The 15,305-nt window shown below is 41.9% G+C and carries 15 protein-coding genes; 7 read left to right on the top strand and 8 right to left on the bottom strand.

Annotated elements, in window-relative coordinates:
* Positions 1-22: 22 nt before the first annotated feature.
* From rsmG to rpmH, 8 genes are read right to left on the bottom strand one after another with little or no spacing between them, the layout of a single operon-like run.
* A complete protein-coding gene (rsmG, locus tag CALPO_RS0109550) occupies positions 23-742 on the bottom strand; it encodes a 16S rRNA (guanine(527)-N(7))-methyltransferase RsmG (RefSeq protein ID WP_026487108.1) in 720 nt (239 codons plus the stop codon).
* Positions 739-2,613 carry a tRNA uridine-5-carboxymethylaminomethyl(34) synthesis enzyme MnmG gene (gene mnmG / locus CALPO_RS0109545; RefSeq protein WP_026487107.1) on the bottom strand — a complete coding sequence of 625 codons (1,875 nt, stop codon included), beginning with the start codon at positions 2,611-2,613 and terminating at the stop codon, positions 739-741. Before mnmG ends, rsmG begins: the two co-directional genes overlap by 4 nt.
* A gap of 10 nt (positions 2,614-2,623) precedes the next feature.
* A complete protein-coding gene (mnmE, locus tag CALPO_RS0109540; RefSeq protein ID WP_026487106.1) occupies positions 2,624-4,000 on the bottom strand; it encodes a tRNA uridine-5-carboxymethylaminomethyl(34) synthesis GTPase MnmE in 1,377 nt (458 codons plus the stop codon).
* Between the two features lie 41 nt (positions 4,001-4,041).
* Positions 4,042-4,659 carry an RNA-binding cell elongation regulator Jag/EloR gene (jag, locus tag CALPO_RS0109535; RefSeq protein WP_026487105.1) on the bottom strand — a complete coding sequence of 206 codons (618 nt, stop codon included), beginning with the start codon at positions 4,657-4,659 and terminating at the stop codon, positions 4,042-4,044.
* Positions 4,660-4,672: 13 nt separating this feature from the next.
* Positions 4,673-5,344, bottom strand: coding sequence for a YidC/Oxa1 family membrane protein insertase (locus CALPO_RS13730; protein ID WP_035172527.1), 672 nt, complete (start codon positions 5,342-5,344; stop codon positions 4,673-4,675).
* A gap of 18 nt (positions 5,345-5,362) precedes the next feature.
* Positions 5,363-5,578 (bottom strand): membrane protein insertion efficiency factor YidD, encoded by a 216-nt coding sequence (yidD, locus tag CALPO_RS0109525; protein WP_456059077.1) that lies wholly within the window; start codon positions 5,576-5,578, stop codon positions 5,363-5,365.
* A complete protein-coding gene (rnpA, locus tag CALPO_RS13725; protein WP_035172526.1) occupies positions 5,568-5,906 on the bottom strand; it encodes a ribonuclease P protein component in 339 nt (112 codons plus the stop codon). The genes yidD and rnpA overlap by 11 nt, the downstream gene beginning before the upstream one ends.
* A gap of 39 nt (positions 5,907-5,945) precedes the next feature.
* Positions 5,946-6,080 (bottom strand): 50S ribosomal protein L34, encoded by a 135-nt coding sequence (rpmH, locus tag CALPO_RS0109515; protein ID WP_026487103.1) that lies wholly within the window; start codon positions 6,078-6,080, stop codon positions 5,946-5,948.
* A 363-nt stretch (positions 6,081-6,443) separates the two neighbouring features.
* Here rpmH and dnaA point away from each other — a divergent pair, with 363 nt between their 5' ends.
* The 7 genes from dnaA (at position 6,444) to gyrA (ending at position 15,066) form a co-directional block, all read left to right on the top strand.
* Positions 6,444-7,781 (top strand): chromosomal replication initiator protein DnaA, encoded by a 1,338-nt coding sequence (dnaA, locus tag CALPO_RS0109510; RefSeq protein ID WP_026487102.1) that lies wholly within the window; start codon positions 6,444-6,446, stop codon positions 7,779-7,781.
* A 191-nt stretch (positions 7,782-7,972) separates the two neighbouring features.
* On the top strand, positions 7,973-9,082 hold the full coding sequence (dnaN, locus tag CALPO_RS0109505; protein WP_026487101.1) for a DNA polymerase III subunit beta: 1,110 nt from the start codon (positions 7,973-7,975) through the stop codon (positions 9,080-9,082).
* A 5-nt stretch (positions 9,083-9,087) separates the two neighbouring features.
* Positions 9,088-9,294 (top strand): RNA-binding S4 domain-containing protein, encoded by a 207-nt coding sequence (locus CALPO_RS0109500; RefSeq protein ID WP_035172523.1) that lies wholly within the window; start codon positions 9,088-9,090, stop codon positions 9,292-9,294.
* 12 nt (positions 9,295-9,306) lie between these two features.
* Positions 9,307-10,383, top strand: a complete 1,077-nt coding sequence (recF, locus tag CALPO_RS0109495) for a DNA replication/repair protein RecF (protein WP_026487099.1) — start codon at positions 9,307-9,309, stop codon at positions 10,381-10,383.
* Positions 10,355-10,669, top strand: a complete 315-nt coding sequence (gene remB, locus CALPO_RS0109490; RefSeq protein WP_169736191.1) for an extracellular matrix regulator RemB — start codon at positions 10,355-10,357, stop codon at positions 10,667-10,669. The genes recF and remB overlap by 29 nt, the downstream gene beginning before the upstream one ends.
* A gap of 23 nt (positions 10,670-10,692) precedes the next feature.
* Positions 10,693-12,612: a DNA topoisomerase (ATP-hydrolyzing) subunit B gene (gene gyrB, locus CALPO_RS0109485; RefSeq protein ID WP_026487097.1), complete on the top strand. Its 1,920-nt coding sequence runs from the start codon at positions 10,693-10,695 to the stop codon at positions 12,610-12,612.
* 15 nt (positions 12,613-12,627) lie between these two features.
* The gene (gene gyrA / locus CALPO_RS0109480; protein ID WP_026487096.1) at positions 12,628-15,066 is read left to right on the top strand and encodes a DNA gyrase subunit A; all 2,439 of its coding nucleotides are present in this window, start codon (positions 12,628-12,630) and stop codon (positions 15,064-15,066) included.
* Positions 15,067-15,305: the final 239 nt, after the last annotated feature.

Below are 15,305 nucleotides of genomic sequence, written 5' to 3'. Positions count from 1 at the left end.
TTTATTTCCTACAAAAATACCTTTACTTTAAAGGTGATTTCACCGGTATGCCTGCTTTTCTCGGGTACTTATCAGGGGTCGGTTTGACCTTTTTTATAATCACAACACAGTGCACAATATCTGGCGGTAATTTATATTCTACCACCTTTAACAGCTTTCCACCCAGCAGTTCCATCGCTTTTTTTGACTCTTTAAGTTCATCTGCCACATTCCTCCCCTTCATAGCCATCATCGTTCCGCCAATCTTTACAAAGGGAAGGCAATACTCACACAGGACATTTAAAGGGGCTACGGCACGAGAAAAGCAGAAGTCATAAACTTGACGATGAGCCTTTTCTTTGGCCACGTCTTCTGCCCTCCCATGCACCAGCTCCACGTCCTTTAAGCCAAGGCGTCTTATAACTTCGGATAAAAAATCAATCCTCTTTTTCAACGAGTCGAGAAGCGTCATTTGGATACCAGGGTAATAAATTTTCAGTGGAATCCCGGGAAACCCTGCTCCTGTTCCTACATCTATCCCTTTCCCTTCGTGAGGTAATGTCTCTATCCCTACAATAGCAAGGGAATCGGCAAAGTGCTTTACCATCATCTCTCTGTCATCGGTTATGCGCGTTAGGTTAACTTTTTTATTCCAGTCTTTTATCAATTCCATGTACTCTAATAATTGTTTCACGTGAAACTCTTCCAAACTTACGCCTAATTCCCTACAGGTGCTGTAGAGGACGTCAACGACTTCATTCATTCCTTTTTCCTGCCTTTCTCCAAATAAACCAACAGCACAGCTATATCCGCCGGCGATACGCCAGATATCCTGGACGCTTGGCCAATAGACACAGGCTTTATATCATTTAATTTTTGCCTTGCCTCAAGGCTTAACCCGTATATTTTAGAGTAGTCGATATCAGAAGGCAATCTCTTTCCTTCCAGTTTTTTAAACTGCTCTACCTGCTGCAGTTGTTTTTTTATATACCCTTCGTATTTTACCTGTATTTCCACTTCTTCAGCTTCTGCAGGCGTCAATATAGGCCTTTCCTCATCTATCTGGGCCAGCGAATCATAATTTATCTCAGGTCTCTTCAGCAATTCATACAAGGTTATCCCGCTGCTTATGGGCGCGCTTCCCACTTTATCGAGATATTCGCATACGCGGGGAGATGGCGACACCCTGGTAGATTTTAGCCTCTGTATCTCCTGCTCAATATGGGCCTTTTTCCCCATAAACTTTTCATACCTTTCACGGGACACAAGTCCTATCTCATATCCTCTTTCTGTCAACCTCAAATCGGCGTTATCCTGCCTTAACAAAAGCCGATACTCAGATCTCGACGTAAGCATTCTGTACGGCTCATTAGTCCCCTTTGTTACCAGATCGTCAATCAAAGTGCCTATATACGAATCAGATCTATCGAGAATAAAAGGCGGTAAGCCCTTGATTTTCAGCGCTGCATTAATGCCAGCTATAATGCCTTGAGCTGCAGCTTCTTCATAGCCTGAGGTTCCATTTATCTGACCGGCAAAGTACAGGCCGCCTATTTCTTTTGATTCCAGCGTATGCTTAAGCTTTGTAGAGTCAATGCAATCGTACTCGATGGCATAAGCGGTTCTCATTATTTTGACGTTTTCCAAACCACTTACAGTCCTTAAAAAATTTACCTGCACCTCTTCAGGCATACTCGTGGACATTCCTTGAACATACATTTCATATGTCTCCAGGCCTTCAGGCTCAATAAATATTTGATGGCTTTTTTTATCGGGAAATTTCATAACTTTATCTTCTATAGAGGGACAGTATCGGGGTCCCACCCCTTTTATAGCACCGCTGTAAAGCGGAGAAAGGTGGATGTTCTCCCTTATAACGTTGTGGGTGTGCTCATTGGTATAAGTGAGCCAACAGGGCACCTGAGGTATATTGAGTCCATCGTTTAAAAAAGAAAAAGGAGTGACCTTTGCATCTCCTGGTTGAGGAATCATCTTGCTAAAGTCAACAGTCCTTTTATCCACCCTGGCAGGTGTCCCCGTTTTAAACCTCCTCAACTTAAAGCCTAACTCTTCAAGACATTTAGACAGCTCATTAGCTGGAAAAAGGCCATTAGGTCCGCCGCTGTAGTTTATATCCCCTATAATTATCCTGCCTTTTAAATACGTTCCCGTAGCAACTATAACGGCTTTTGTATCGTACCTGGCACCGTACTTTAAGAGCACACCGCTCACACACCCGTCGTTTACAAATATTTTTACGACTTCATCCTGCTTTAAATCCAGGTTTTCCTGCCTCTCCAGGGTCTTCTTCATCTCGCTTTGATAACGCTTTTTGTCACACTGAGCTCTCAAAGCCCTTACAGCAGGGCCTTTGCCTGTATTTAAGGTCCTCACCTGTATCATGGCTTTATCGGTGTTTACGGCCATTTCGCCTCCCAGCGCGTCCACTTCCCTTACAAGGTTTGTCTTAGCAGGGCCTCCTATAGAAGGATTGCACGCCATCATAGCTATCCCTTCCAGGCTTATGGTGACAACCAGTGTCTTAAGTCCCAGCCTGGCAGCTGCCAAAGCAGCTTCACATCCGGCGTGACCGGCCCCTATCACCACAACGTCGTAGTATCCTGCTGAATACATCTTTAATCACCTACTTTCCTATGCAGAATCTATCAAAAATGTTGTGAAGGACTTCATCTGATACCACACGGCCTGTTATTTCGCCGAGAGAATCAATAGCCGACTTTAAATCAATCGACACAAAATCCATTGGAAGACCATTGCCAAAAGTAGCCTTGCAATTTTCCAGCGATTCAAGGGCATGAGAGAGCAAAGACCTATGCCTTGCATTTATAAAAACCCTGTTTGCAATGCCATCAGAGGATGCCTTCTGCTCAAATCCCCTGCTGTATATCAAATCGTACAGGCGATCAAGTCCCTCGCCGGTCTTAGCTGATATCTCTACCACATCTCCCAGATGCTCTAATCTTTTTACCTCAATGTTCACACTAAGATCCACCTTGTTGACTACCACAATAACCTCTTTTCGCTTTAAATGCTCAATGATATTCAAATCCGATTCATCAATGGGCCCAGAGGCATCTACCACAAACAATATCAGGTCAGCTTTATTTAAATACTCCAAAGACTTTTCTACACCTATTTTCTCTACTACGTCTTTTGTACTCCTTATGCCTGCTGTATCCACTATCTTAACTGGAACGCCTTTTATATTGACGTACTCCTCAATAGCATCTCTCGTTGTACCTGGTATATCCGTCACAATAGCTCTGTTTTCTTTAAGGATAGCGTTTAAAAGCGATGACTTACCTACATTGGGTTTACCCACGATGACCACATTTAACCCTTCCCTTAAAATCCTCCCCGAATCGTAAGTATCAAGGAGGACTCTAATCTGCTCCATGCACTGCCCGATGACGTCAGGTATTTCTCCATCGTACAAAGGCTCAACCTCATCTTCAGGAAAGTCGTTCAACGCCTCAATGTGAGCGTATAGATCCAAAAGCCTTTGAATAATGGCGTTTACCCTATCAGATATCCCGCCTCTTAATTGATTTATAGATGCCGTATGGGAGAGATCAGTCTTAGAGCGTATGAGGTCAATGACGGCTTCAGCTTGAGACAGGTCAATTCTGCCATTTACAAAAGCTCTAAGGGTAAATTCCCCAGGTTCAGCCAGCCTCGCACCACACGATATGGTCAGATCCAGGACTTTCTTTAATGGCATAACTCCTCCGTGGCAGTTTATCTCCACCACATCCTGCCTCGTGTACGTCTTAGGGGCTTTCATATACGTGACCAAAACCTCGTCGACGACTTTACCGTCCTTAGGATCCAGTATAAAACCATGGTGCACCGTATGGCTTTTAAAATCAAAGACCTTTTTACCCGCGCTGAATATTTTGCTTAAAATCTCCAAAGCCTCAGGGCCACTTATCCTCACAATACCTATACCACCCTCGCCTATGGGAGTAGATATAGCGCATATCGTATCGTCTGTATTCATAATAAAACTCCTCCAATTAATAAACCCAGTGTACACTGGGTTTATTTTACCGCAATAACCACTTTTCTATAAGGCTCTTCACCCTGGCTATAAGTCTGTATATCCGGCATTCCTTGAAGTGCCAGATGTATGATCCTCCTCTCGTACGATGTCATAGGTTCCAGTACCACGTTTTTGCCCGTCTCAATGGCCTTTCTGGCCATCCTGTAAGCCAGCTTTTTCAACGCTTCTTCCCTTTTAAGCCTGTAATTTTCAGCGTCCAGTAAAACCCGGATGTACCCCGTGCTATTATACCTGTTAGCGACGATATTGCACAGGTGTTGCAATGCATCCAGGTTTTCCCCTCGCCTTCCTATCATTAAACCCACATTCTCACCGGAAAAATTAACCTTTACGTGACCGCCTTCTTCCTTTATGTCGTAAACCACCCTAAGGCCCATTTTTTCAACTACACTGTCCAAAAAAGCCTTTACATGATCTAAAGGAGTTTTGATAGAAACCCTGACCCTCGCCTGCCTGTTGCCCAATATCCCTAAAAAACCTTTGTTTCCTGCCTCCAGCACCTCAACTGCCACATCTTCTCTGCTTACATTGTACTCTTTCAACACCTGATTTACCGCATCTTCTACGCTCTTAGCACTTCTCTCCACAACGATCATACCACATCCCCCTTTATTTGCCTCTGCTGTCTTTTTTAACTGAACTCACCGCCACTGTGCTTTCTGCTGTGTAAAGCATCTTTATAAAAATAAGTTGCTGGACAATTTGAAACACGTTGCTTATAATCCAGTACACCGCAAGACCTGAAGGAAGACTTATCGTCATCCACGTAAAAAATACGCTCATAAATATGCTCATGGTTTTATTCTGCGAAGTATTCTGGGTAGTACCGGGAGGCGTCGCAGTAATAGAAGAAAGGTACATCGTTATGCCAGTTAATACAGGAAGTATAAATGTGGGGTCCGGCTTGGACAAATCCGGAAACCAAAGAAAAGGAACCCCTTTAAATTCAGAATACGTCCTCAACAAATTGTACATAGGCACCAAAATTATAAACGATATTATAACCGGTAAACCGCATCCTAACGGATTAACCTTATTTTCCTGATAAACCTTCATTATCTCCTGATTCAATTTTTCTTTATCGTTTTTATACTTCTCCTGCAGTTTAGCGATAATAGGCTGAATCTCGCTTATCTTTTTCATAGAGTGAAACTGTTGAAATGAAAAAGGTAAAAGCACGCCTTTTACCAGCACCGTAAACACCACTATAGCTATACCATAGTTGTGTGTAAAAGAGTATATAAACCGAAATATATAACCCAGTATTTCAGTTACACCCAAACAAATAACCTCCTCCTGCTATTTTAGAGGGTCATAACCACCTTTAAAAAAAGGATTACACCTTAATATCCTCCATAAGCCTAGTGCCAACCCTTTGATAACCCCGTACTTCTCTACGGCTTCTACAGTATACTGCGAACACGTAGGACGAAATCTACACTTACCAGGCCTTACAGGGGAAATGTACACCTGGTAAAACCTTATCAGAGACAATACTATCCGCTTAATCTTCAATTAAATTACACCTCTTAAGCGTACACACAAAGGTATCCTGAAGTCTTGCAAAATCTGCACCTTGTATCCCATCCCTCGCAATCAATACCATATCGTAACCTCTCTTGACACGGCTCTCATTTAACCTGTAAACTTCCTTGAGCAACCTCCTGGCTCTGTTGCGCTTCACCTTAGACCCGATCTTTTTGGAAGAAGAAAAACCCACTCGATTACAGTCAAACCCGTTTTTGACGTAATAAACGACGAAAAAGTCATTAGATATATACTTGCCATTTTCAAAGACAAACTTAAAATCCGCGGAGCTTTTTAACTTTACAGTGCCTGACATAAAATCTCCTCAAATTCGCAGAAAAGGCCACAATGGGCCTTATACAGCTAATCTCTTTCTGCCTTTTAACCTTCTCCTCTTTAATACCTTTCTACCGCTTCTGGTACTCATCCTCTTCCTAAAACCGTGTACCCTTTTTCTGCGCCTTCTTTTAGGCTGATACGTCCTCAGCAAAAAAAACACCTCCCAATCTACCCAACTATATTTATGATTATAACTGTATATATAAACCATGTCAACACCAATCACAGCCCCTGTGGATATGTGAATAAGTAATTGATACTGAACCGATTATTTGATAATATAATAAGGGGTTGTGGACAACTGTGTTTATCCACAAGTTGTGGAAAACTATGTGGAAAACTTGTTTATTTTTCGGGATACATTCGCTTGAAGCCTCATAAATCCAGCGTTGACAGTGTAAATAATTTTATCCACAGCAATTTAAGACAGCCGCATTATCCATAATATCCACAATATGTGATTTATATTATTAACAAATCCACAGTAAATAATTCCTTACTAGGGGGAAAAAGAATGCTAGATCTTTATGAAAACTGGCAAAAGGTCCTTGATTATTCAAAAAGCCAGATATCAGAAGTAGGTTTTGACACGTGGCTCAAGTTCATGCATCCAGTAGCCATAGAAGACGGAAATTTGATAGTTGCGGTCCCCAACTTCTTTACAAGAAACGTACTAAAAAACAGGTACGATAATTTAATAGAAGAAGCTTTCTATAAGTTTACATCCCAGCGCATAAAAATAAAATACATAATAGCTTCCGATGAAGAACTGGAAGCTTTAAAGGAATCTTACAACGCAAAAAACAGAAAAAAAGAAAAAACGCTAGCGGCAAGCAACCTGAATCCCAAATACACCTTTGACTCTTTTGTAGTTGGAAACGGCAACAGGTTTGCCCATGCGGCGGCACTAGCCGTGGCAAAAGACCCTGCTCACGCCTACAACCCTCTGTTCATATACGGCGGTGTTGGACTGGGTAAGACCCACCTCATGCACGCCATCGGGCACTACATCACAGAACACAATCAGAATATGAACTGTATGTACGTGACTTCAGAAAAGTTCACCAACGAACTGATCAACGCCATAAAGAATCACGACAATGAATCCTTCAGAAATAAATACAGGAATGTAGATGTATTGCTCATAGACGATATACAGTTCATCGCTGGGAAGGAAAGCACGCAGGAAGAGTTTTTCCACACATTTAATTCCCTCCATGAGACAAACAAGCAGATAATCATATCCAGCGATAGGCCTCCAAAAGAGATCCCAACGCTGGAAGACCGTCTAAGGTCCCGCTTCGAGTGGGGACTGATCGCTGACATACAGCCACCAGACCTGGAAACTAGGGTAGCTATACTAAAGAAAAAAGCAGAAAGCGAAAACATCGAGATCCCCAATGAGATTCTGTTATTTATAGCAAACCATATCACGTCAAACATAAGAGAACTGGAAGGAGCCCTGATAAAGTTAATAGCGTATTCGTCCCTAGCAGGGGGAGTAATAGACGAACAAGTGGCACAAGAAGCCCTAAAAGACATAGCTACACCCAAAGCAAAGAAGGTGACAATACAGGTAATACAAAAGGTGGTAGCAGAGCACTTCAACCTCAAAGTAGAGGACTTTAAATCCCAGAGGAGATCCAGAAACATAACATACCCGAGGCAAATCGCTATGTACCTTTGCAGGGAAATGACCGATGAATCGCTGCCTAAGATAGGAGAGGAATTTGGCGGTAGAGATCACACAACAGTCATACACGCTTATGAAAAAATATCCAATGACATTAAAGATGATACCGCTCTTAGAGACGAAATAAACAAAATAAAGAAAAAAATTGTGGATAATTAATATCCACATATCCACAGGTAGCTGTGGATAACTTTTTTCTCTATTTTTTATATTTAACAATGTTGATAACATCAAACTAAATATCAACATTATTTTTTATTTATTCTTTCGCAAAATATAAAAATATCCACAAATCAACAGGCATCTACTATTATCTACTATCCCAAAATAAAAAAAGAAAGGAGAGAATTATGCACATAGTCTGCGAGAGAAATAAACTTAGCACAGCTGTGAATAACGCTCAAAGGGCTGTTTCCGACAGATCCACCCTTCCTGTGCTAGAGGGTATACTATTAAAAACAGAAGGAAGTACGTTAACACTGACAGGTAATAACACCGAACTTGCCATAAAATGCAGCCTGGAAGCTGAAATAAAGGAAGAGGGTTGTATCGTCGTACCTTCTAAGATATTCGGGGACATAGTGAGGAAGTTACCTGACAACCGCGTTACCATACGGTGTTCCAATGGAGAGAGCAATATCGTCACATTAGAATCAGGATATTCGAAATTTGAGATAATGGGATTAGATCCTTCAGAGTTTCCTGAAATCCAGAAGATTACATCTGACGAATTTCTCCTCGTCGAAGCTAAGAAATTTAACAATATGATAAAGAAGACTATATTCGCAGTGACACAGGACGAGACAAAACCTGTTTTTACCGGCGAACTGCTTTCTGTAAATGGCAATCAGATAAGGCTTGTAGCACTGGACGGATTCAGGCTTGCTATAAGAAATGACGAGATAAAGACAGGTCCCAGCGACATAAGCGCGATAATACCTGGTAGGAACCTTTCGGAGATATCAAAGATACTATCGGATATAGATGGGGATATAACGGTATTTTTTGATGATAAAAGCGTTCAAATAGAGGCTGAGCGCATAACAATTGTTTCTCGCCTGTTAAATGGTAATTTTATTAATTATGAGAAGATAATTCCGATAGAATACAAGACGAGGGTCATCGCAGATACCAAGGAATTACAGGACTGCATTGAGCGGGCTTCCGTAATACACAGGGATGACAAAAGCAACACTGTGAGGGTTTATATAAATGATAACAGGATAAAGATTACTTCAAATTCAGAATTTGGCAAGGTTTACGAGGAGATACCTGCCAATGTAGAAGGATCTGATATAGAAATAGGATTTAATACGAGGTATATGCTAGATATATTGAGGGCTATTGACGACGATAGCATTTATATGGAATTTACAAATAGCGTTGGGCCATGTATAATAAAGCCAATAAGTGGAAATAGTTATATATACTTCATCTTGCCCGTGAAACTTGCGAGGTGACAGGAGTGGAAGTGAAGATAAATACAGATTACATTAAGCTCGATCAGCTCCTCAAGCTGGCCAATGTGGTTCCTACAGGTGGCCAGGCTAAACTGATGATAGGAGAGGGGCGCGTCAAAGTAAACGGAAACGTGTGTTTGCAAAGGGGGAAAAAAATTAAAAAAGGTGATATAATTAGTGTAGAAGGCTGCGAAGACATACTGGTTACCTGATGAGGTGATTCCTTGTTTTTAAAAGGCCTTGAGATAAACAACTTCAGAAATTTTGAACACGCTCAGGCATCGTTTAGCGATGGCCTTAATATCATTTTAGGTAAAAATGCCCAGGGAAAGACTAATCTGTTAGAAGCGATAACCATTTGCGCTTTAGGCAAATCCTACAAAAACGCCAAAAACGACGACATGGTAATGTTTCAGCGAAATGACTTTTTCATAAGGTGTAGTGTTCATAATAGTAGCGTGGATAAAGTCATAGAGGTTTATTACAAAAAGGGCGATAAGAAGTACATACGCGTTAATGGGACTTCAGTTCAGAAGATAAGCGATCTCTTTGGAAATTTGAATGTAGTGGTGTTTATACCTGACGATCTTAAATTGCTAAAACAGGGACCTTCTGATAGAAGGCGTTTTGTTGACATGGATCTAGTGCAGATAAAACCGGATTATTACCACAATATGTTACAGTACTTCAGGGTTTTAAAGCAGAGGAACAATATACTAAAAAACCAAAAGCAGTACGATATGGTAAAAATCTGGGATGAACAGCTGGCATGGTACGGTTCACGGATCGTAAAGGAAAGAATGGCATTTGTCGATAAATTATCTAAAGCCATAAAACGCGTACATCCGGATTTCATGCCGGAAGTGGGAAAAGTACAGATAAATTACCTATCTACTGTAAAAAAAACAGGGGATTTAGAGCGCAACTACCGGGAAAAATTGAGAGAGTCAATTCACAACGACATTAAATTCAAGACGACCACATGTGGGCCTCATAGAGACGATATTGTGTTTTTAATCGATGGCGTGGATGCACGCTATTTTGCATCACAGGGACAGCAGCGTTCTTTGATATTGAGTTTGAAGCTGGCAGAAATGGAGATTTTTAGAGAAAGTATCGGTGAATACCCTATATTGCTTTTAGACGACGTCCTATCAGAGTTGGATTCAGAAAGGCAGCGTTCGCTCTTGTCTTCTTTAAGCAATTACCAGGCTATTATAACAGGGACCCATATACAGGATGACCTTTTTATATGTGGGAAGAGATATCTGGTTGACAGCGGTCAGATTAAAGAGTTTTGATTTAGAGGTGACGTTTATGTTTATTCGCCTTGATGAAACGAAGGATATCGCTATAAAGGATGTAGTGGCAATTTTAAATGCCGAGAGTTTTAATTGCGCGGAATGCAATATGGAGTTTTTACGGCACGCTGTCGTAAATGGAGATATTAAAAAGTTGTCAAATGGAGAGACCAAGTCAGTGATAATAGCAAATGTAAACGGAAAACAGGTGATATACTTCTCACCTATTTCCACCATTACTCTTTACAAAAGGGCGTATATGATCGATGAAATGAATATTCTGTGATTTTTAAATGTTGGAGGTATGCTATGAAAAACGACAGAAAAAGGGTAGAGACAGAATACGATGCCAGTAAAATACAGATATTAGAAGGATTAGAGCATGTCAGAAAAAGGCCTGGGATGTACATCGGCTCTACAGGGTCTAGGGGTTTGCACCACCTGGTCTACGAATTAGTAGACAATAGCGTCGACGAAGCCCTGGCAGGGTTTTGCGACAGGATAACGGTGGTTATTTACCAGGACAATTCGGTGAGCGTAGAGGATAATGGAAGAGGTATTCCCGTGGGAATACACCCCCAGGCCGGTATACCTGCGGTAGAAGTAGCTCTAACTATGTTGAACGCCGGAGGAAAGTTTGGTGGAGGCGGTTACAAAGTCAGCGGCGGTCTCCACGGCGTAGGGCTTTCGGTAGTTAACGCTCTTTCCCAGTGGTTGGAAGTAGAGGTAAAGGTAGATGGACACGTTTACAGGCAAAGGTATGAAAGGGGAAAGCCTGTAACGGAATTAAAAGTAGTCGGTGATACCCAGGAAAGGGGCACTTTTATCAGGTTTAAACCCGACGGGGAGATTTTTGAAGAGTTAGAGTTTGATTTTGAAGTACTTTCCCAGAGGCTTAAAGAATTAGCCTTTTTAAACAAGGGCTTGACCATCGTTCTAAGAGATGAAAGGGATAATGCGGAAGAAGCTTATCATTACGAAGGCGGCCTTATAGAATTTGTGAAGTATCTCAACCGCAACAAAGAGGTATTGCATGAAAACCCTGTGTACATTGAAGCTCGCAAAGATGATATAGAAATAGAGATAGCGCTGCAGTACAACGATACCTACGTGGAAAATGTCTACAGCTTTGCTAACGATATAGATACTAAAGAAGGTGGTACCCATGTAAGCGGCTTTAAAAGCGCCCTTACTAAGGTCATAAATGAGTACGGCAGAAAGTATGGATTCTTAAAAGATGGGGATAAGAACCTGTCAGGAGAGGATGTAAGGGAAGGTCTTACAGCTGTTATAAGCGTTAAATTGCCTGATCCACAGTTTGAAGGCCAAACCAAGACCAAACTGGGCAACAGCGAGATAAGAACGTTGGTTGAAGCCGTATTTAGCGATAAGTTTACCGCGTTTTTAGAGGAAAATCCACCGGTAGCAAAAGCTATAGTAGAGAAGTCTGTAAATGCGCTGAGAGCCAGGGAAGCTGCTCGTAAGGCCAGGGAGCTGACCAGGAGGAAAAGCGCCCTTGAAAATGCTGCTTTACCCGGAAAGCTGGCTGATTGCTCTGAAAAAGACGCGTCCCTGTGCGAGCTTTATATAGTTGAGGGCGATTCTGCTGGCGGTTCTGCTAAGCTAGGTAGAAATAGGGAATTCCAGGCTATACTGCCTTTGAGGGGTAAAATACTTAACGTGGAGAAGACCAGGCTTGACAAGATTTTGAGCAACGAAGAGATTAAATCCATTATAACTGCCGTAGGTGCCGGGATTGGCGACGAATTTGACATCAAAAAAGTCAGATACCATAAGATTATCTTTATGGCTGATGCGGACGTAGATGGATCTCACATAAGAACTCTTTTATTGACATTTTTCTATAGGTACATGAGAGAACTGATAGAAGCAGGTTATGTCTATATAGCTCAACCGCCGCTTTATATGGTGCAAAAAGGCAAAAACATCGTGAGGTATGCTTACAGCGATAGAGAGCTGGAAAAGATTTTAAATGAAATCGGCAGGGAAAACACGAGTATACAAAGGTATAAAGGACTTGGAGAGATGGACCCTGATCAGTTATGGGATACTACGATGAATCCCGAAACCCGTACACTACTGCAGGTTACGCTGGAGGATGCCATGGCAGCTGATGAGATATTTACGATTTTGATGGGGGAAAAGGTGGAACCAAGAAGGGAATTTATACAGAAATACGCCAAGATGGTTAGAAACCTTGACATTTGATTTTGAGGTGATCGTATGGCAATAGAAGAGAATATATTACCTGTAAACATAGAAGATGAGATGAGAAGGTCCTATATCGATTACGCAATGAGCGTAATCGTGGGACGAGCCTTACCTGATGTAAGAGATGGATTAAAGCCCATTCACAGGAGAATACTGTACTCCATGAATCAGCTAGGCCTTATGCCTGATAAAGGGTACAGAAAAAGCGCCTTTATCGTGGGCGACGTCATGGGCAAGTACCACCCTCATGGAGATGCAGCTATATACGAAACGCTGGTAAGGCTAGCGCAGGATTTTTCCATCAGGTACCCCTTGGTTGACGGCCATGGGAATTTTGGAAGTATAGATGGCGATCCGGCCGCTGCCCAAAGGTATACTGAGGCGAGGCTTTCAAAAATTGCAGTGGAGATGCTTACAGATCTGGACAAAGAGACTGTGGATTTTATGCCCAATTTTGAGGGAACGCTTCAGGAGCCTACGGTGTTGCCTTCTCGTTTTCCAAATTTGTTGGTCAATGGCTCTCAGGGCATCGCTGTAGGTATGGCTACAAATATCCCGCCTCACAACCTGGGGGAGGCAATTGACGCCGTCATCAAAACCATTGAAAACCCTGATATCACTCTGGACGAGCTGATGAAGTACATTAAAGGACCGGATTTCCCCACAGGTGGTATTATACTTGGATATGAGGGGATTAAAGAGGCTTATGCTACTGGAAAAGGGAAAATCGTTGTAAGGGCCAAAACGGAAATTGAACAGATTTCATCTACAAAGACCAGGATCATAGTTAAAGAGATACCCTATATGGTCAATAAAGCCAGGCTTGTAGAGAAAATAGCTGAGTTGGTAAGAGATAAAAAGATTGAGGGTATAGCTGATTTAAGGGACGAAAGCGACAGGTCAGGCATGAGGATAGTTATAGAGCTAAAAAAGGACGCTAATCCCAATGTGATTTTGAATCGTCTTTATGCCCATACTCAGATGCAGGATACCTTTGGCGTCATAATGTTGGCTCTGGTAGATGGTCAGCCTAAAATATTAAACCTTAAAGAGATAATTTCCTACTACATTGAGCATCAAAAAGAGGTCATAGTGAGAAGGACGCGCTACGACCTTAATAAAGCTAAGGCTAGGGCCCATATACTGGAAGGCCTGAAAATAGCCCTAGACCATATAGACGCTATTGTAAACCTTATAAGGTCTTCACCTACTGTCCAGCAGGCAAAGGAAGGACTTATGAAAAATTTCGGCCTTTCCGACGTGCAGGCGCAAGCTATTCTGGATATGAGGCTACAGAGGCTGACAGGGCTTGAGAGAAAGAAAATTGACGAGGAATACGATGATTTAGTAAAAAAAATTCACCATTACGAGGATATACTGGCTAATGAATGGATGGTCATGGATATTATAAAGAGAGAGTTAAGCGAAATAAAGGAGAAATTTGCTGACGAGAGGAGAACCGTTATAACCAACAAGAGCGACGAAATGGATTTTGAAGACCTGGTGGAGAAACAGGATATGGTGGTTACTCTTACGCATTTTGGATATATTAAAAGGATTCCTCTAGATGCCTACAGGACACAGAAGAGGGGCGGTAAAGGGATAGTAGGCATGGAAACGAAAGAAGAGGATTTTGTACAGAATATATTTACCACCACAACCCATGACCATATATTGTTCTTTACAAACATGGGATACGTGTACAAGCTCAAGACTTATGATATTCCCGAAGCTGGAAGGCAAGCCAGAGGAACTGCGATTATAAACCTTATATCATTGAAGCCTGGTGAGAGAATAAACGCGGTCATATCTTTAGGAGGCATAAATAAAGAATCTGTAAGGCAAAGTTACCTGGCTATGGTGACAAAAAACGGCCTCATAAAAAAGACCCGCTTATCAGAATTTGAAAACATAAGGAGAGATGGTATCATCGCTATAAAGCTAAACGACTCCGATGAGCTCATAAGCGTAAAGCTCACGAAGGGCGAAGATGAGCTTATCGTGGGGACTAAGAGAGGTATGTCTATAAGATTTAGCGAAAAAGACGTAAGAGCGATGGGTCGAAATGCCAGCGGCGTAAAGGCCATCTCTCTAGAATGTGATGACTGCGTAGTAGGGATGGATCTGGTAGATAAAGACGCCAAGGTGTTATTAGTAACTAAAAATGGATACGGCAAAAGGACTGAACTCAATGAATTCAGAATACAATCGAGAGGTGGAAAAGGTATAATAGCTAATAACATTACAGAAAAGAGTGGAGAGTTGGTAGAGATAATGATGGTTAGAGATGATGACGAAGTAATGCTAATAACGTCAAACGGCATATTGATCAGGACTACGGTATCCAGCATCCCTGTTATGCATAGAAACGCACAAGGAGTTAAGCTCATGAATGTAAATGGAGATGTAGTAACATCCATAGACAGGATTGCGAAAGAAGAAGCCCCTTGACAAAAGGTCAAAATGGTGGTAAGCTATAGAAGCGTCGCGAGGGAGCAAAAAAAAGCTCTTGACAGGAAGCGGCGCAGGTGATAAAATAAGAAGCTGTCAGCCGAGAGGCTAACGGACCTTGCCAATTAAACAGTGAGCGGGATACAAATGTGTTAAGTGATAGATAAAGAGTTTACAAGAGAGTTTGATCCTGGCTCAGGACGAACGCTGGCGGCGTGCCTAACACATGCAAGTCGAGC

The sequence above is a fragment of the Caldanaerobius polysaccharolyticus DSM 13641 genome (genome assembly GCF_000427425.1).
GTDB lineage: Bacteria > Bacillota > Thermoanaerobacteria > Thermoanaerobacterales > Caldanaerobiaceae > Caldanaerobius > Caldanaerobius polysaccharolyticus.
The sequence above is the reverse complement of the archived record's forward strand: the minus strand, read 5'-3'. Positions and strand labels throughout refer to the sequence as shown.

Excerpts from the sequence above, each read along its gene's own strand:
- rsmG (WP_026487108.1), bottom strand. The coding sequence starts at position 742 with ATGAATGAAGTCGTTGACGTCCTCTACAGCACCTGTAGGGAATTAGGC.
- mnmG (WP_026487107.1), bottom strand. The coding sequence starts at position 2,613 with ATGTATTCAGCAGGATACTACGACGTTGTGGTGATAGGGGCCGGTCAC.
- mnmE (WP_026487106.1), bottom strand. The coding sequence starts at position 4,000 with ATGAATACAGACGATACGATATGCGCTATATCTACTCCCATAGGCGAG.
- jag (WP_026487105.1), bottom strand. The coding sequence starts at position 4,659 with ATGATCGTTGTGGAGAGAAGTGCTAAGAGCGTAGAAGATGCGGTAAAT.
- rnpA (WP_035172526.1), bottom strand. The coding sequence starts at position 5,906 with ATGTCAGGCACTGTAAAGTTAAAAAGCTCCGCGGATTTTAAGTTTGTC.
- dnaA (WP_026487102.1), top strand. The coding sequence starts at position 6,444 with ATGCTAGATCTTTATGAAAACTGGCAAAAGGTCCTTGATTATTCAAAA.
- dnaN (WP_026487101.1), top strand. The coding sequence starts at position 7,973 with ATGCACATAGTCTGCGAGAGAAATAAACTTAGCACAGCTGTGAATAAC.
- gyrB (WP_026487097.1), top strand. The coding sequence starts at position 10,693 with ATGAAAAACGACAGAAAAAGGGTAGAGACAGAATACGATGCCAGTAAA.
- gyrA (WP_026487096.1), top strand. The coding sequence starts at position 12,628 with ATGGCAATAGAAGAGAATATATTACCTGTAAACATAGAAGATGAGATG.